This window comes from uncultured Methanobrevibacter sp., from assembly GCF_902801725.1.
GTDB lineage: Archaea > Methanobacteriota > Methanobacteria > Methanobacteriales > Methanobacteriaceae > Methanocatella.
In genome coordinates, this window is record NZ_CADCJB010000004.1 from 43312 (window position 1) to 62079 (window position 18768).

Below are 18768 nucleotides of genomic sequence, written 5' to 3' on the forward strand. Positions count from 1 at the left end.
TTTTTCAAGGTATAGAAAAATGAAATATCAAGTAATGTATGACAACAAATCTCGCTTAAGGGTTCGTTCAGGCCAATGGGCTTTCACAAAAGAGGAAGGCTATGGCCTTGCTTCATTACTTTCAAATCAAAGCTTTATCCATGAAGTATATACTTCCCACAGAAATGGAAGCATTTTAATATATTATGATGGAAATGCTGAAAACAGACAAAAAATTTTCAATATTCTGGATGGCATTACATTAGATGACCTATTCGAAGCGGAGCCGACACAGGCACAAACTTCAAGAGAAATTACAGACGATTTCTATCTTAAATTGACCAAAATGATTTTTAATAGAGTCGTTTATAGAATATTTTTACCAATACCAATCAGAAATGCATTAACAATTTATAATGCTGCAGAATATATTTGGCATGGTTTAGATAGCTTAACTAGTTTTAGAATTGATGTTGCACTTCTTGACAGTGCGGCAGTAACCGGCGCATTGCTTCAAAAGCAATATAACCCTGCAAGTTCAATGATGTTCTTATTGTCTATCTCCGATGCGCTTGAAGACTACACATTACAGAAAGCCAAAAGTACACTAAAAGACAGCTTGGCTTTGAACATTGACACTGTATGGGTAGTAGGAGAAGACGGTGAGGAAAAACAATGCCCTGCTGTTGATATTGAAAAGGGAGATAGAATCAAAGTCCATATGGGCGATGTCATACCTGTCGACGGGAAAGTAATTGAAGGTGAAGGAATGGTTAATGAAGCTTCAATGACCGGAGAACCATTGGCCGTTCATAAAAGACCTGGAAAAACAGTCCATGCAGGAACTGTTATAGAGGAAGGCAATCTGATAGTTGAAGTCTATTCGATGAATAAAGAGACAAGACTAAACAAGATTATTGATTTGATTGAGAATTCAGAAGATTTGAAAGCCGATACCCAGAGTAAGGCTGAAAAACTAGCCGATTCTATTGTTCCATATAGTTTCCTTGCAACCGCATTAACATATCTAATTACTGGAAATTCAACAAAAGCATTATCAGTACTGATGGTTGATTTTTCATGTGCCATCAAACTTACAACACCATTATCCATTATATCCGCAATGAGAGAAGCATCAGACAATAGAATGATGATAAAAGGCGGAAAATTCTTAGAAAACTATGCTAATGCAGACACAATCATATTTGATAAAACCGGAACACTTACAAAGGCAACTCCAAAAGTTGTTGAAGTGGTTCCAATGTCAAGACGATATAAACGTGACGACATTCTGAGAATGGCTGCCTGTATTGAAGAGCACTTCGCACATAGTATCGCAACAGCTATCGTAAAGCAAGCCGAACAGGAAGGTCTAAAACATGAAGAAGACCACAGTGAAGTTAAATACATTGTAGCACATGGAATAGTAACGGAATACAATGGAAAACGCGCAGTTATTGGATCCAAACACTTTTTATTTGATGATGAAAAAGTGAAAGTGACCAAAAGCCAGGAGAAAAAAGCAGTCAAAAAAGCTTCGGAACATTCTGTAGTTTATTTGGCAATTGATGGAAAGCTTGAAGGTTTAATCTGCATTGATGACCCTGTGCGCGAAGAAGCAAAATATGTCATTGAAGAACTTAAAGATTTGGGCATCGAAAATGTCATAATGCTTACTGGAGACAGTGAAAGTGGTGCAAAATCCAGTGCCAAATCACTAGGCATCACAGACTATAAATCACAGGTACTTCCAGAAGACAAGTCACGAATCGTTGAAGAATTAAAACAGGAGGGAAAAACAGTAATTATGGTTGGAGACGGCATTAATGATTCACCTGCCCTTGCAGCTGCAGATGTATCCGTTTCAATGAAACATTCATCAGATATTGCTCGTGAAGTTGCAGACATATCATTACTCTCCGATGATTTATATGACCTTGTGACACTCAGAAAATTAAGTGTTGGAATGTTAGATAAAATCAACAAGAATTATCGCAATATCATTGCAGTAAATGGAAGCCTTCTTGTTTTAGGTGTTTTAGGTGTAATTCCTCCATCAACATCATCAATGATACACAATCTCTCCACAATGCTGTTTGGAGTAATGAGCACCAAATCTGTTTTAAAAGATGATGATTTTTCAAAAGGTATAGAAGTAGAAGCTACTGAAATAGCGGATATTTCTTAATCCTTTCTTTTTTTTGAACACGAGCTTCATCCACTAGAAAATGAGACTATCATTTTTAGTAAAAACAGCTCGAAAAACATGATTAATTATTTAGGAAGGTACCGTTAATGAGTACAATTATTGAATTTAAAAATGTGGACAAGATCTATAACTCTGGAAACCATATTTTAAAAGCTATGGACAATGTTAATTTTAAAATCAATAAAGGAGAATTCGTTATAATTTTAGGCCCATCAGGTGCAGGAAAATCAACATTATTAAACCTGTTGGGAGGTCTTGATACACTCACATCAGGAGAAATTATCGTAAACGGCAATCATGTGGAAAAATTTTCAGACAATCAGCTTACAGGATATCGGGCCAAAAATGTAGGATTTATATTCCAGTTTTATAATTTGATTCCAAATTTAACAGCATTGGAAAATATTGAACTGATGAAAGACATTGCTGATGTGAATATCAATGGATTGGATGTTCTTGACTCTGTTGGACTAAAAGACCATGCAAATCAATTTCCAGCACAATTATCTGGAGGAGAACAGCAAAGAGTATCCATTGCAAGAGCTGTAGCAAAACAGCCAACAATGCTTTTATGTGATGAACCAACAGGAGCGCTTGATTCAAAAACTGGCGTTTTAATTCTTAAATTACTTCAAGACATGAGTAACAACAAAGAAACTACCGTCATTATTGTAACACACAATGCAATTTTAGCAGAAGCTGCAGATAAAGTAATTAGAATTAAAAATGGGCAAATAGAAAGCATTTCAGTGAACGACAATCCAAAGAAAGTCACTGAATTAGAATGGTGATTTGATGCTTTTTAAAAAGATGATAAGAGACATTCGAAAGCATAAGACCCAATTTCTGTCCATTTTTCTAATGGCATTTTTAGGAGTATTTGTCTTTGCTGGTGTTGGCGGAGAATCAGAAGGCCTTGAGGCAAACAGCAATGATTATTACAGCAGCACCAACCTTGCCGACGGTTGGATTTACTCTGCAAACTTGGACAGAGGATTCCTGGATGAAGTATATACATTAGGTCCAACAACCGAAATGGAAAGGCAATTGGTTGTTGATTCTGTTGCGAATTTTTCAAATGATCCCGAAATTACCCTGCATTTTGTTGAAAACAATACAATATCCAAATTTTATTTAATCAAAGGCGAACCATTGAACATCAGCGACAGTGATGGAGTATGGCTTGACAAAAGTTTTGCTGATGCAAAAAACATTAAAGTTGGAGACAATATCACTTTTGAGTTTAACGGCTTTAAAATTGAAAAGGAAATTAAAGGCATAGGATATTCTCCGGAATATGTTTATCACGCTTCAAAATCTTCAGTAATTCCTGATTTTTCCAAATTAGGATTCGCATATATGAGCTATAAAGCATTTCCGTCAGAAATTGTACCATACAATGTTTTAAACGTTAAATTTGACGGAACAGCAGAAACTTTCAGCAGTCTGTTGTCTGAAAAGATGGACGGAAAGTACAACTCATTCGTTGAACGGTCCGAACACACAAGTGTAAGTCAATTTTCAGAGGAAATGGACCAGCATCAAATGATGGCAGGAATTTTTCCAGTCGTATTTATCCTAATTGCAATGTTAATTCTTTTAACAACAATGACAAGGATAATAACACATCAGCGAACACAGATCGGTATTTTAAAAGCATGTGGATTCAGAGACATATCCATAATGTTTCATTATGTATCCTATGGTTTCTGGTTGGTTCTAGCCGGTTCCATTTTAGGATTAATCATAGGCCCCCTGACATTACCAAAGTTATTTTATCCATCAATGAGTGCCACATACATCTTGCCTTCATGGAAACCCGCTTGGAGCATGGATTTTTTCTATGTTGCACTGGCAATGATTATGATGTCAATACTGGTTTCATATTATGCAGTCAAAAGCATATTTAATGAGAAACCTGCAGATACCATAAAGCCAAAAGCCCCTAAAGTATCTTCATCCGGCATGATTGAAAAATTAGGACTTTGGAATCGTTTATCATTCAATACACGTTGGAATTATAGGGATACAAAAAGAAACAAATTCCGAGCATTGATGACAATAATTGGAGTCATTGGCTGCACTGCACTTTTAGTGTCAGCATTTGGAATGTATGATGGAATGAACGATTTGAAAGAATGGGAATTTAATCAAATTAATCATTATGATTCAAAACTGGTCATTGATGAAGAAGCAAGCATTTCAGAAATCGACAATGTTGCAAAAGAAGTTAACGGCGACAAAATAATGGAAAACTCTATAGAAATCGAATCGGATTCGGCGAAGAAATCAGGATCATTGCTGGTTTTAAACCACACTGATTTGGTAACTCCAACAGATTATGACTGGAATAAAATCAAAATAGAAGATGATGAAATCTCCATTTCACAAAAAATGGCAGATATGCTTGATGTTGGCGTAGGAGATACTGTAAAGTGGCACATTATGGGTTCGGACAAATGGGTTAAAACTAAAATTAATAAAATTCATGCCGATCCGACATCACAAGGACTTATAATGTCTTCAGACAAATTAGAAGAACTAGATTTGAATTACACTCCAACAGGCATAGTAACAACAGAACATATTGATAGGAATTACTCAACAATTAAAACAACCAATTCCATGAACGATATGACCTCAAGTTGGGATGAACTGACAGAAGCAATGTGGCTATTGATATACATTTTAATATTCTTTGCATCACTTCTGGCGGTTGTAGTATTGTATAATTTAGGATTATTATCCTTTACGGAAATCGAACGTGAAATAGCAACACTGAAAGTTTTGGGTTTTAAAACTGGAGCTTTGAGAAAATTGCTTTTAACACAGAACTTATGGTTTACAACTATTGGATTCCTATTGGGGATTCCGGTTGGTTATTATATATTAAAAGTCATGTGGGAATCATCAGGAGATTCGTTTTACATTCTACCTTCAATATCCCTTACAAATATAATACTAACCGCTGCAATAACATTTTCATTATCCATATTTGTAAATTTAATGTTTTCACGTAAAATTAAAAAACTAGATATGGTCGAATCGCTTAAAAGCAGCGAATAGCCAGCCCAACTTATTGATTGAACCATCACCATATTTAATTTATACTCAAAAATGATTAAAATTAGTTAAGACTTTGCTTATTGAAATTACCTTTTAAAGATTTCAAAAAATGCTCTGAACGTAAACAGGACAGGAATGATTTCCAATCTTCCAATCCACATAGCAAATATGCCAACAACCTTCAATGGCCATTCAATTACCTGTGACATTTGCCCAATTTCCAAACCTACATTGCCCTGCATAGAAATAGTGAAAAACAATGAATTAAAAGGGTCATGACCATATGAACACATCAATATCCATGTAATCAAAATGCAGAGTAAATAAAGAGTTATATAATTTCCGCTTTCTGCCACATTTTTATCTGAAACGTTTTTACCGGAAATTTTCAGGTTGATTACACTGCGGGGAGAAAATACCTCACGCAAATTTTTATATACTCCTTTAAAAAATGTGATTACCCTCATCAGTTTAATTGCACCTACAGTAGATCCATTAGAACCTCCCACAAGCATCAATGCCATTATAATAATGATAATATTCGCAGGCCAGGTTCCCATTACTGTCGAACTTTGAATACTTGCCCCCGTTGTTGTAATGGCAGAAACTACATGGAATAAAATTTCCATTGGAACAATATTTGAGATGAAAAATACCAATAAACTGACACATGCTATTACAGAAATCAATACTTTAAATTGCAAATCTTCAATCAAGGATTTTCCACGTGTTTTGATAATCTTATAATGAACAAGAAAGCTTGTTGCACCCAATATCATTAGAATGATTGTAATCATATAAATTAAATCACTTTGATAATATCCGATGTTGGCATTTTTAACGCTCATACCACCGGTTGAAATGGTACTGAACGTATTACAAATTGAATCAAAAACAGGCATTCCGGCAATAATATAAAGAATAATACCAAAAAGAGTATAAATTAAATAAATTTTTATTGTTTCTTTGATTGTGGCTTTTGTGGATGGTTTGATACGGTCTTCACGAGCTTCGGACTGATATAATCTTGATGATGTAGTTCCAGGCTTTGATAGAAAAGATATTATCAACATTATAATACCTAAACCACCAATCCATTGTTGAAATGCTCTGAAAAATAATATACTATGAGGCAAGACTTCTACATCAGCATATATTGTAATTCCACTTCCAGTTAAAGCAGACATACTTTCAAAAATAGAATCTACAATACTTATACCTGTTACAAAATAAAATACCGAACCACAGATTATTGATGCCCATAGCCATGACAGTGCAGATATAATCATTCCATGTTTTGGGCGTATCCTATCAATATCATATTTATTCAATACCTTTGAAAAAATCAAACCGACGAATATGGAGATTAATCCAGGGATGGCAAACCACATTGCATTGAATTCCAGATATATCAAATCAACAATAATCGGAACAAGACACATTATTCCTATCCCAATCATCAATATGCCGGAGTTTCTAGCAATGATAAATAAATCCCGTTTATTAACAAACCTCATATCCACACACTCAAAAAAATACATATAAATATTGATATGATTAAATATTTAAATCTTGATATTTACCTTGAAAATATTCAACATACACCCTAATCATTACCCCCAAAACCAATGCCCATTAAAAATTTTAAAAAAAAAAGTGTAAAAATGGAACAACTCCCTCATCAAAATCATCAATTTTATGACTAATTAAAAAGAACATCCCATATTTATATTTAACTTAATTGCACAAACATTGACAATAACACCGCTTACCCCACAAACCAAATTTTCTGTTGGTTGAAGAGATATATGCCACAAGACAATAGGGAAATATCAGCCAAATTGTATCGGCAGAAAGCACCAAAATCATGGATTAAAGTCAACAATGATGCCATAGATTCAATAGCCAATATATGCCCTTTAAGAACTGCCGGCTTAAAAAATAATCTAAACAAATCTTCTAAATACATATGAAAGAATTGATCCTGCAAAATTCTGCCAGACAGAGTATAAAGCTCCCGGAACTGTTGCTTGAGACAAACTTGGAAAATGGGTCTTTGCAAGACCTGTTGACAGGCCTGAATTTTGAAATGCAAGCTCAATAGCTACTGTAATCATTTGTTTTTTACCCATTCCAGCCAAATAACCTACACCAAATCCAAGCAACATTGCTAAGAAGTATTGCAATACAATAACAATAATTATTATTCCTGATGAAGTTAATATAGCCTGTTTATTAGCACCAATTACTCCTGCAACAATTAAACAGATTACAATTGAAGAAATGGTCGGTAAATAATCCTTTAATTTCAAACAAAAATCGGGAAACTTGTAATTTAATATCAAACCAATGATAATTGGAATGATAACAATTTCAAGAATTGAAATAAACATATCCGCTGGATTGAAATGAATCTGATTGCCTATTAAAACCAAAGTAATAATAGGAGTTAAAATCGGTGAAAATATAGTGGATACTGCAGTTAAAGAAACAGATAATGCAACATCCCCCTTTGCAAGAAAAGTAATGACATCAGATGCAGTTCCCCCAGGCACTGTTCCAACGAGAATTAATCCGACTGCCAATCCCCCGTCCAGAGAAAAAATATTTGCAAGAGCAAACGCAATAAGTGGCATTATGAGATACTGTGCTGAAATTCCAACAGCAACCTCTTTAGGATTTTTAAATACATTAACAAAGTCATCTACCTTTAAAGTAGTACCCATTGTAAAAAGTACGATACCTAAAAGCAAATTTAAAATATTTATGTCACCATATTTACTTAATACCCATTTAAACGAATTGGGATAGATTAACGAAACCGCAACAGCCAATAAAATAATTATGAAAAAATATTTTTCAATTAATTTAAAAATTAATTTCATAATTTAATATTTAATAGTAATCCGTTAATAAATTACTCGTTTTAAATCTACATTCAAACATGTTCATTTAAAAAACTATATATATACTTCCCATTAAAATATCAACTATCAAATGAGAATTCTCAAAATCTCTTCAAAACTAGCTGATTGCAAGAATTAAGAGACATAAAAATTGTCCAAGATAAAAATTTGGAAATTTAAATTGAATACAACTTTTCGGGAAGTGCTAAAATGTTAGGTTTAAGCAACAATAACCAGGAAAACGAAAAAATTAAAAATCCACCAAGTGACGATTCATATTCCATTATAAATGCAGTATATGCAAAAAATAATGAAATTAGTGTCGAATCATTATCCCTTACAATACTTGATTTAATCAATGCAGACCAAATCAAATGTGACATTGATTTGGATGATTCATATGAAGTGGGTAAAAAATTAACACCGGAAGATATGGAGAAAATGAAAAAAATAACTCTCAGAATTACAAATAAAGGAGAGTTAAAAACTTCCGAAACATTAGCCATTAAATTACTTAAGAACATGAATAAAAATAAAAAATTCAACTTGAAAGCAATGGCAAAACAAAGCAATAACACATCAATTGCCAATAAATTTGAAAGAGACTTCACCGAATATGTTAAAGCCATCGAAAATGAAAATGCATATGACAGTGAAAATTATAGGGAGTTCCTAAAAAACGGCAAATTAACAAAAAATGGAAAAGAAATCAAAAAAGAATGGAAAAGATTCGAAAATTATTTAAAATCAAAAGATTTAACCGAAAAATACCCTCCGGAATCTGAAGATGAAAATTCAATGCAAATGATATATGCATCCTGCTTTGATATTGAAAAAGATGCATTGAAAAATAGAGAAAATAATACTCCATTAACCAATTTCATTGATAAAGATGGTTATAAACTATTAAATATCATCTTCAATAATGCATTATTAAATGTTAGCAAAAAACGAAAAGGAGATGGAATATTTTACGGAATAAATGACAAATATACAATTCCTGGCGGAGGATGACAACTCCCGCCACAATTGTTAAAAATCACTGAAAAAGTCATTTTCCCAATTTATTATTGACCACAAAATGATAGAAATCATGAAAATTTAAACGAATCATAGTTATCAATTGGAAATTATTTATAATATTTCCAATAAATATTATATCATGGATTTATTGAGTATTGTTGTTCCTTGTTTTAATGAAGAGGAATCCGTAGAAATTTTTTTTAAAGAGATTCAAAAAGTATTGGCCGACCAGAATTATGAAATAATATACATTAATGATGGATCCAGCGACAATACTCTAAAAAAGATTAAAAAATTGGCCAATGAAAATTCAAACATCAAATACATCTCTTTTTCTAGGAATTTTGGTAAAGAATCTGCAATTTATGCAGGTTTAAAAAATGCTTCCGGAGATTTGGTATGCCTTATAGATGTGGATTTGCAACATCCTCCAAGTTTGATTCCTGAAATGATTGAAACAGTATACAACGAAGATTATGACGTTGTTGCCGCAAGAAGGGTTTCAAGAAAGGGCGAACCAAAAATCAAATCGTTCTTCTCCCATTTATTCTACAAGGTATTCAACAGAATCACCAATATGGATCTGGCGGAAGGCGCAACGGACTATAGGGTGATGAGAAAACCTGTCGTCGATGCGATATTGAAGATGCCGGAGTACAACCGATTTTCAAAGGGATTGTTTCACTGGGTGGGCTTCAACACCAAATGGATTCCCTATGAAAATATTGAAAGGGTGGCCGGTGAAACCACATGGTCATTTTGGGGATTGGTACAATACTCCATAGAAGGTATTGTCGCATTTACAACAATTCCACTATCAATTTCAACATTTATCGGTACAATAATTTCAATTATAGCCTTCATTTACATGATTTTTATTGTAATTAGATATCTGATTTATTCCGACCCCGTTCAAGGTTATCCCACAATAATGTGCGTGATACTATTTTTAGGAGGCATACAATTATTATCCATTGGAGTTTTGGGCAAATATCTTGAAAAGACCTATGTCGAGACTAAAAATAGACCAATTTTCATCGTTAAAGAATCAAACATTGACGATATATAATTATGTGATTTAAATGAGACTGGATAAAGAACTGTTTTTATATGTTGTTTTTGGAACTTTAACAACCCTTGTAAACCTTGTTGTTTACTTCGTCCTTGAACATCTGGGTGTCAATTACATTATTTCAAATATCATAGCCTGGTTTTTATCAGTACTGTTTGCATACGTAACCAATAGAATTTGGGTATTTGAAAGCAAAAGTCCAAATATTTTAAAAGAGATGGTACTGTTCTTTGGAGGAAGAATATTTTCAGGTGCACTCGATACTGCTTTACTGTATGTTTTCATCGATTTATTATTAATCAATAATACTATATCAAAAATCGCTGTTGAAATCATAATAACTATTTTAAATTACGTTTTATCAAAATTAATAGTTTTTAACGAATGAAAAAAATAAGATAAGTGCATGAAGCACTTAATTTCTAACTAAATTAAAGTTATAATGGTCAGCATCATAGACTTTAGTCAAATTATAGTTCTTTTCAAATTTCTTATTTGATTCCTTGAGTTTCCAATTGACCAGATAAACCTTTTTACCCGTATTGTTCTTTAAGATACCTTTAAAGTCCTTGGAAAACTCCACATCATCATCATAGAAATATTGGCCGGACAGTGTATACTGTTTAGTCTTGTTCAAATCATTATGCAGAATCCTATAACCGTAATCAGTATTGTAGACAATGACACTATCATTATTGTTAATGCTGTCAAGGAAATTAGCTTTCTTTTCGTTGAATTCCAACCTGGAATTGATATCATCATTTGTAATCGCCAAACTTGCACCAACCAGAACCATTATTAAGATAAGTGCAATCATCAAAATCTTTTTATTTTCAATTTTGCCTATTAAAATTGAAGCGGAAAGCCAAAATATGCCAAATACAGGAACAAGATATCTTATTCTCATTGTATTGGAAAAAGAAAACATCAAAGAGATTATTCCAATTGCAATTGTTGCATACATCAAAAATACACCTGCACCTGCAAATCTGTCTTTTTTCTGATATATTAAATACAAAATTAGAACCAAAAATGCAAATGCAACCAATTTAAAAATAATCATTTCAAATTCAAAATTTTGGCTTTTGATTGCAAATGCTGTGAGATAATGTATTGCATTGACCAATTCAAAACCCTCATTAGGCTCACCGGACTGAGTTTGGATTTGATGAACAAAAACAATCATCCACGGAGCATATAAAATAATCAACGCCAAAACGGATTTCCCAAACTGTTTTAATTTATCCTTATTGTTGTTTAGAATTTCCACCAAAATCAGCAAATATATCAATCCACAGGTAATTGCAAAGAAATATTGTGTATAAGCAGATAAAAGCGTAAATAAAGTCAGTAACACCCAAGATTTCCTATCCCAATGAGTTATAACTTCCTTATAATAAATAAATGACATTAAAACGAAGAATAAACCCCATGAATACATCCTAATTGTTAAAAACTCAATAAAAAAATCAGTCATTAATCCTAAACAAAAAACAAATAACCCTGCAGTCAGCCAGCCATAATCTTTCCTGATCTTAGTAGCTGAAACCACCATTATAAGAATATATGGAATTATTGAAACAACTTTTGAAAGATAAAGATTAGCTAAGCCAAAAGGGGCAAATAAATACAAAATCATGTAATACAATGGAGGATGAACATCGTGAACTGCTACGATCATACCCTGCATAAATGGAAGATTTACCAAACTGTAAGTCCAGTATTCATCAACATTTATGAACATATTAGTCAAGGGAGAGATGAACATGTAAAGCAATACCAAAATTGCCACTCCAAAAAATATTTTCCCTAAAAGATCCCTTTTTTCGTACATATTGATATATTTAACAAAAATATTATTTAAAATTGTACCATATGCACTTTAATAGTGAAAAAAAATAGCAGTTCACTCATTGTCATCCACTTTTTTTTGACTGTGAATATCTGCAAACTCAGTATAAGTTATAAACCTATGACCCTGTTGCTTCAACATCTTAACCAAACGGTCCAAACGCTCCACCATGTCATGCCCGCTGTGATTACGTATGATAAAAGGCATTTTAAACTCAGGATGTTCTTTTAGTTCATAAAACTCCCATGGATGGAAATAAGTCACAAAATAACCGTCTTTACGAAGTACCCTACGAACCATCCAGTGATATAATCCTTCAGGCAGGTTGTGCAAGGATAGCCAAAATAACGGAAAACGCAGCAATGGAGTTACTGAAGCGGGAATCTGCATCACCCCATCCTTCATAAACCAAGTTCTTGGAGTTTTCAGATTCATGTAACGGCCAGGAATGAATGCCGGATTAAGTGAAGAGTTATAACGATAACCGACTCGTTTAATTTCAGATTCCACCACAGGAAACATGCGGGGCTGTCTGTAACCATTGACAGTGATTCCTGTAACCTGCTCAACAATCTCCTTTGACAGTGCAAAATCAGTCTCCTTCGGTTGCCAATGATCCACACCATGGCATGCCACCTCATGGCCTTCATCCATAATGCGTTGCATCACTTCAGGAGCATTTTCAGCGAAGTTGCCTGTACAAAAGAATGTTGCACACACATCATTGGACTTTAACACATCCAAAATCTTGTTTGTACCTTCTACAGACACTTCCATACCTTCTTCCAAAGAATAATCAACGCCATGCTCTAGAGGTCCATCAAACTCTTCAATATCAAAACTCAGCAATATCATCTTATCCCTCTTCAGATTTTTTAAAATTTGTGATTAAATGATTTATTTATTTGCCATCAATAATATAACTTATGATTTAAAAAAAAAATCCTGATAACCTTAATTAAACAGATTAAATCCAATGAAAAATTTACATGATGTAGCTTATTGACATTTAGTCATTATTTTGAGTCCAATCCAAAAATATTTTACGAAATCATCGAAAAATTAAATAACATTATCAAGCATATTAAATTATGAGCAATGTTTAAACAGATGATAAGTGAAATGTTCAAAACATAGCTTAATAAAATTAAAATTTAAAATAACATGAAAGAAAAAACACTCAATACAAAAACACGGAATTTAATACTTATCCTATTTTTAATTGGAGTATTCATGGGTTCATTAGATACGGGAATAATAGGTCCCGTACTACCTTCGATTGAACAGAGCTTCCATTTAACCAGCAGAGAATCCAGTTGGATATTTACACTATTTGTAATTGCTTTTATGATTGGTTCACCTGTTATGGCCAAGTTTTCAGACTTTTATGGGAGAAAAAAGATTTTCATATTGGATGTTGTGCTATTTGGAATCGGATCCTGCTTAATCGCATTTTCACCAAATATCGAAACAATATTTTTAGGTAGAATCATACAGGGCTTTGGCTGCGGAGGAATTTTTCCGGTAGGAGGAGCATTTATAGGAGATGAATTCCCACTGGAAGAAAGAGGAAAAGCATTGGGAATACTTGGGAGTGTATTTGGAATTTCTGCAATTGGAGGTCCATTAGTCGGAGCGGCTTTAATTCCATTCGGTTGGAACTGGTGTTTTACAATCAACATCCCCATCAGCATTTTTATTATAGTATTTGCATGGCATATTCTTCCCGATTTGGAAAATAAAAGAAAACTAAAAATAGATTATATAGGAATCATCCTACTTAGCCTGCTTGCAGTGTTGTTATCATATGGCCTGAATCAAATTGATTCAAGCAATTTCATAAATAGTTCAATATCAGTGAATGTGGCTCCATTCTTAATAATGTTTATAGTTCTAATTCCTATTTTTTTAAAAATAGAAAAAAGAGCAGAAGAATCAATTGTAGCAATACACATGTTGAAAAATAAGGAAATTAGAATTGCATGCATCGAAACTTTATCATACGGGATAATATATTCATCAGTAATTTTCATTCCGTCACTGGTAATCCTTTCCATGGGTTTAAATGACCAGTATGCCAGTTTAATGTTAATCCCAATTTTAGGAGCCAATGCCGTTGCAGCACCAATACTTGGCAAAATCCTGGATTCAGTGGGTTCACGTAAAATCATGATGATTGGGACATTAATATTGACTATCGGTTTGCTTACTATTTCAATCTATCCAGATAATTTAATATTATTCATCATAGCAGGCTGTTTGGCTGGCGTAGGTATGGTAACCATTATCGGCGCCCCATTAAGATATATCGTATTAAGTGAAGCGAAGCCTACAGAAAGAGGTGCTGGTCAAGCTATCGTTAATATGCTGTCAAGTGCAGGGCAGTTAATAGGTGGAGCGCTTATCGGAGGGATTATTGCATCTTTTTCAGGAATCATAGGTTATAAGGTCAGCTTAATCCTGGCTGCAGTTGTAGCATTCATCGCATTTTTATTCACATTTCAATTAAAAAACAGGGACAAACAGATTGAAACCATGAAATCCAACCAATGATGTAAGTGTAACCTAATTTGGTGCACTATGAAAAATATGACATCAACGGAAAATTAATTATTTAGAAAAACAAATATCTAAATATCAAGTAATTCAAAAAAATATTTGAAATTATAGAAAAATAGTAAAACGGAGAAAATCAATGAGTCAGAATAGAATTGAATGGATTGATCTTGTGCGTGCAATAGCAATTTTAACAGTATTGTATATTCATGCAACTGACGGAATTTATATCATCACTTCAAGTGAGATAGTGCATTATACAATATATTCAAGATTATTTAATTTTGCATCACTATTTATTGGGCGTATTGGTGTTCCTTTCTTTTTAATGATTACTGGTTATCTTCTTCTGGACAGATCATACAATGACGAGAAAGTTAGAAAGTTCTGGGAGAAAAACTGTAGAGGATTGATTGCAGTTACAGTTATCTGGTCCGTAATATATGCTATCAGCTTACAGTACATTACCGTTTGGTATGATGTGGTTAACGTTAATGAAGCCGGAAACTTATTCTTTAGCCACATGTGGTATATGCCAATGATTATAGGAATGTATCTTTCAATGCCATTTGTTGCAACAGCATTAAAACAATTTGATGATAAAACCATTTGGAGAGCGACAATCGTATTTACCCTTTTAGCATTCCTATTGCCTTTTATTACAACCCTATTGGACATGCACGGCATTCAAAACGTGAATATTCAATATTGTCTAGGATTCAGTGGAGGAGTTTATGGAATCTACATAATCCTAGGATATTTAGTTAAAAAGGGATTTTTCAAAAATGTTGGAAGCATAAAATTAGGATTAATTGCGATTATATCATTTCTAATATGCGTATTATTCCAGTATTATTCATTTACTAAAGGATATGACTTTTTCTTATGGTATGATTTCCCATTCGTATTGACAGGTTCATTTGCACTATTTGAATTGTGTTCCAGAATTGGAAAAGTAAGGTCCTATCCATTTATAACCTTTTTATCCAAATATTCATTTGCAGTATTCTTAATCCACAACGTATTCAGATTGCCGTTACTGCCTACTATTGTGATGCTGCCTTATTCAGAACCTGTTAAAGCTCTAATACTATGGATATTGTTAATTATCCTAAGTTATACAGCAGTGGTAATCATCTATAGAATACCACGGGTCGGAAAATATATATTATACATGAGATAACAATCATTATCTCTTTTTATTTTTAAAATAATAATTTAGTGCCGTTAAAACAAATCAAGCATTCCAACCAAATAAAAGAAATAATAACTGTTTTTAATTAGAATTTAAGTCATAAATGAAAAAAAATGAGTTAAAAAATAATAAAAAAAAGTTATCTATGGTTTAATACCATTAAATAACAAATCTAAAAAGTCATCAGAATAATCCTTGTTTTCAACATCATGACGGTCATCGTATATCTTCCACAATATAACAGATTGGAAAATCATACTGAAACACATCAATGACAGTACCTTAGGATTAATTTCCCTGACTTTGCCCTTTTCAATCTGAAACTTGAAAAAGTCCTCCAGTTTTTCAATAACTATGTCAGTAAAATTTGAAATTAAATGTTTGCGATCAGGAACTGCCCTAACATCTTCCATTGCTATTTTGATAATGCTGAAATCATTTTCAGGAATGTCTAAAATTTTATAAAAACAGCGATTAAGATAGTCGGCAATTTCATCATCATCACTAAACTCGAAAATGTCCTCCAATTTCCCAACAAAACGAGCAACATAGTACTCTTTCGTGATTTTTATTAGATTTTTTTTGGATTCAAACTTTCTGAAAATAGTTACTTCATTAACTCCTGCTTCTGCAGCAATTCTTTTGGTAGTTGCTTTTTTGGAACCCTCTTTTTGAAGAATGCCAAATGTAGCCTCCACAATTTTTTCTTCAGTGTTATCCAATTCAATAACCATAATTATTAATATAAATTTTAAATAATTAAAAGTTATCCAATCTTCAAGAAAATAGGCCATACGAATGTGCAAAAAAAGAAATTAAAAAAATGGAATATGAAAATTTCAAAATCCATCATATGTATAAGCATCGTATGCTGCAAATAATCTCACGATTATACCGACGATTGTGTGGAGAAGAGCTATGCCTAAGAATAAAAGAGCAAACCACAAAATTATAAATCCTATTAAAAAAATCAATCCCCTTTCAATATAACCATTCATGAATTGCCCAAGGCCAGGTACAAAAAATGAGCATACTGCTTTAACTAACCTGTCTGAATCCATAATAACCCTCACTTAAATCAATATATCTAAGAAATACTTACAATAATTTTTATACTTGATTGTATTTAATCCTATTCATTAATCATCAACGGCAAATTTCCAATGATTTTCGCCCCATTATTTATTTCGACAGTGTCTTCAAGGCGAACTCCGAATTCTCCTTCCAAATAAATTCCTGGCTCCACTGTTAGAACCATGCCCTTTTCAATTACTGTTTCATCACGCGGAGAAAAACCCGGACTTTCATGAATATCCAGTCCAAGACTATGGCCTGTAGAATGGATAAATTTATCCCCATATCCATAATCTTCAATGATGTCTCGAGCAACTTTATCTACTTCACAACATTTCATGCCAGGTCGGATAGCTTTAATTGCCTTGTCATGGGCTTCGGCCACAATATCCCAAATTTCATGCTGAAATTCAGTATAAACCATTGTACGAGTATTATCAGAGCAATAACCATCATAAATAGCTCCCCAATCAACCAATATTGGCTGAGACAATTTTTTATCTTCAGGAATAGCATGCGGAAGACTTGAACTGGCACCACTAGTCACTATAGTATCAAAAGATTCCTTTGAAGCGCCATTTTCAATCATGTGCCTTACAAGATCGAATGCCACCTCTTTTTCACTGCAATTATTGTTTAGAATATCCAGCTGTTTGAATGACTCTTGAGCAATTTCAGTCGCTTTTGTGATTTTTTCAATCCCCGAAGGAGTTTTAATCATTCTTTGCCTGTTAACATATGTCTTGGAGTCCACTTCAAAATCATCCCTGATCTTAACATATGTGCTAAAAGGCAGGCTGGGCTCGATAGCCAGACTTTTTACAGACTCTTTTTTTAGCTCATCAATAATGACTTCAAAAGATTCATATTTCCTTACTTCAATTGATGAATTCTTATTTGCAAGTTCCATATCCATGCCAGATGCATAAACAACAGGATTTTCTTTTATAATGCAAAAGGCAAAGCTAGTTGGCCTGTATCCTGAAATATATTCAACATTCGTAAATTCTGTAAGCAAATAAGCCTGAAAATCATCTTTTTCCAAATCTTTTAAAATATTACTGATATGCAGATTCATATTTAATTATTTAGAAAAAGTATTATAAAAAAATAAGGAAATCCGAAAAACTGTTTTTCAATAAAATGCTTGAAAAAAGATAATTTTATTAAAGTCAAATTAGATATTTTAACATTATGATTAAATTTACAAGTAGTGAAGTGAGAGATTTAATAATTGCATTTATTGTTATTTCACTTTGTTTTGCAATAGCAAATGCAGGAAGAGACATGAATGCCATACTTCACCTATTACCTATGATTATGGTTGGTGTAGGTGCAGGTTTCATACTGCACGAACTGGGACATAAATTTGTGTCAATAAAATATGGTTATTGGGCTGAATTCAAATTATGGCCTCAAGGATTAATATTTGCACTTGTTACATCCTTTTTCGGATTTGTATTTGCAGCACCTGGTGCAGTTTACACATATGCAAATTACATGACTGATGAAATTAACGGTAAGATATCAATTGCAGGCCCTATTGTCAATATAATTCTTGCAATAATCTTTTTAGCAATATGCGTTGTGATTTACCCTAATGCATTATATTCACAGACTTCAATATTAATATTGAACGTTTGCGCTTTAGGTTTCAATATCAACAGTTTTCTTGCATTATTCAACTTGCTTCCAATCGGAAACCTTGACGGATCAAAAGTATTGAGATGGAATGTCGGAATCTGGATAATTACAATAGCCATTGCGGGAATCATGACATACATGTCAATGACAATTGGTGTTGAAAATATCATTAGATTAATTATAGGATACTGA

The 18768-nt window shown here is 33.1% G+C and carries 16 protein-coding genes; 9 read left to right on the forward strand and 7 right to left on the reverse strand.

Translation table 11 applies throughout. From position 1 onward, the window contains the following. Positions 1–19: 19 nt before the first annotated feature. From QZV68_RS01270 to QZV68_RS01280, 3 genes are all read left to right on the forward strand, one after another. Positions 20–2167, forward strand: a complete 2148-nt coding sequence (locus tag QZV68_RS01270; RefSeq protein WP_296877818.1) for a heavy metal translocating P-type ATPase — start codon at positions 20–22, stop codon at positions 2165–2167. Between the two features lie 107 nt (positions 2168–2274). Continuing rightward, the gene (locus tag QZV68_RS01275) at positions 2275–2979 is read left to right on the forward strand and encodes an ABC transporter ATP-binding protein (RefSeq protein WP_296877819.1); all 705 of its coding nucleotides are present in this window, start codon (positions 2275–2277) and stop codon (positions 2977–2979) included. 4 nt (positions 2980–2983) lie between these two features. Next, complete coding sequence (locus QZV68_RS01280; protein ID WP_296877821.1) at positions 2984–5254, forward strand: ABC transporter permease; 2271 nt, start codon at positions 2984–2986, stop codon at positions 5252–5254. A gap of 86 nt (positions 5255–5340) precedes the next feature. Here QZV68_RS01280 and QZV68_RS01285 read toward each other — a convergent pair whose 3' ends face one another. Both QZV68_RS01285 and QZV68_RS01290 read right to left on the reverse strand, forming a co-directional pair. After that, positions 5341–6771 (reverse strand): TrkH family potassium uptake protein, encoded by a 1431-nt coding sequence (locus QZV68_RS01285; protein ID WP_296877824.1) that lies wholly within the window; start codon positions 6769–6771, stop codon positions 5341–5343. A 429-nt stretch (positions 6772–7200) separates the two neighbouring features. Beyond that, the gene (locus QZV68_RS01290) at positions 7201–8139 is read right to left on the reverse strand and encodes a bile acid:sodium symporter family protein (RefSeq protein WP_296877826.1); all 939 of its coding nucleotides are present in this window, start codon (positions 8137–8139) and stop codon (positions 7201–7203) included. 231 nt (positions 8140–8370) lie between these two features. Between QZV68_RS01290 and QZV68_RS01295 the strand changes: the two genes are divergently transcribed. The 3 genes from QZV68_RS01295 (at position 8371) to QZV68_RS01305 (ending at position 10643) form a co-directional block, all read left to right on the forward strand. Next, positions 8371–9174 carry a DUF2207 family protein gene (locus tag QZV68_RS01295; protein ID WP_296877828.1) on the forward strand — a complete coding sequence of 268 codons (804 nt, stop codon included), beginning with the start codon at positions 8371–8373 and terminating at the stop codon, positions 9172–9174. A gap of 148 nt (positions 9175–9322) precedes the next feature. Next, positions 9323–10252: a glycosyltransferase family 2 protein gene (locus QZV68_RS01300; protein WP_296877829.1), complete on the forward strand. Its 930-nt coding sequence runs from the start codon at positions 9323–9325 to the stop codon at positions 10250–10252. A gap of 13 nt (positions 10253–10265) precedes the next feature. Further along, on the forward strand, positions 10266–10643 hold the full coding sequence (locus QZV68_RS01305) for a GtrA family protein (protein WP_296877831.1): 378 nt from the start codon (positions 10266–10268) through the stop codon (positions 10641–10643). Between the two features lie 27 nt (positions 10644–10670). Here the strand turns inward: QZV68_RS01305 and QZV68_RS01310 are convergent, their stop codons facing one another. Continuing rightward, entirely contained in the window at positions 10671–12038 is a 1368-nt protein-coding gene (locus QZV68_RS01310; protein WP_296877833.1) for a hypothetical protein, read from the reverse strand. 123 nt (positions 12039–12161) lie between these two features. After that, entirely contained in the window at positions 12162–12962 is an 801-nt protein-coding gene (locus QZV68_RS01315; protein ID WP_296877835.1) for a polysaccharide deacetylase family protein, read from the reverse strand. A gap of 309 nt (positions 12963–13271) precedes the next feature. On the opposite strand from QZV68_RS01315, the gene QZV68_RS01320 reads away from it, so the two are divergent. Next, positions 13272–14660, forward strand: coding sequence for an MFS transporter (locus QZV68_RS01320; protein ID WP_296877837.1), 1389 nt, complete (start codon positions 13272–13274; stop codon positions 14658–14660). A 142-nt stretch (positions 14661–14802) separates the two neighbouring features. Beyond that, complete coding sequence (locus QZV68_RS01325; RefSeq protein ID WP_296877839.1) at positions 14803–15846, forward strand: acyltransferase; 1044 nt, start codon at positions 14803–14805, stop codon at positions 15844–15846. A 155-nt stretch (positions 15847–16001) separates the two neighbouring features. Here QZV68_RS01325 and QZV68_RS01330 read toward each other — a convergent pair whose 3' ends face one another. The 3 genes from QZV68_RS01330 to QZV68_RS01340 all read right to left on the reverse strand — a co-directional run bounded on the left by QZV68_RS01330 (position 16002) and on the right by QZV68_RS01340 (position 18010). Continuing rightward, on the reverse strand, positions 16002–16592 hold the full coding sequence (locus QZV68_RS01330; protein ID WP_296877841.1) for a TetR/AcrR family transcriptional regulator: 591 nt from the start codon (positions 16590–16592) through the stop codon (positions 16002–16004). A 105-nt stretch (positions 16593–16697) separates the two neighbouring features. Beyond that, positions 16698–16919, reverse strand: coding sequence for a hypothetical protein (locus QZV68_RS01335; RefSeq protein WP_296877844.1), 222 nt, complete (start codon positions 16917–16919; stop codon positions 16698–16700). 71 nt (positions 16920–16990) lie between these two features. After that, entirely contained in the window at positions 16991–18010 is a 1020-nt protein-coding gene (locus QZV68_RS01340) for an aminopeptidase P family protein (protein WP_296877845.1), read from the reverse strand. A gap of 116 nt (positions 18011–18126) precedes the next feature. Here QZV68_RS01340 and QZV68_RS01345 point away from each other — a divergent pair, with 116 nt between their 5' ends. Next, complete coding sequence (locus QZV68_RS01345) at positions 18127–18768, forward strand: site-2 protease family protein (protein ID WP_296877847.1); 642 nt, start codon at positions 18127–18129, stop codon at positions 18766–18768.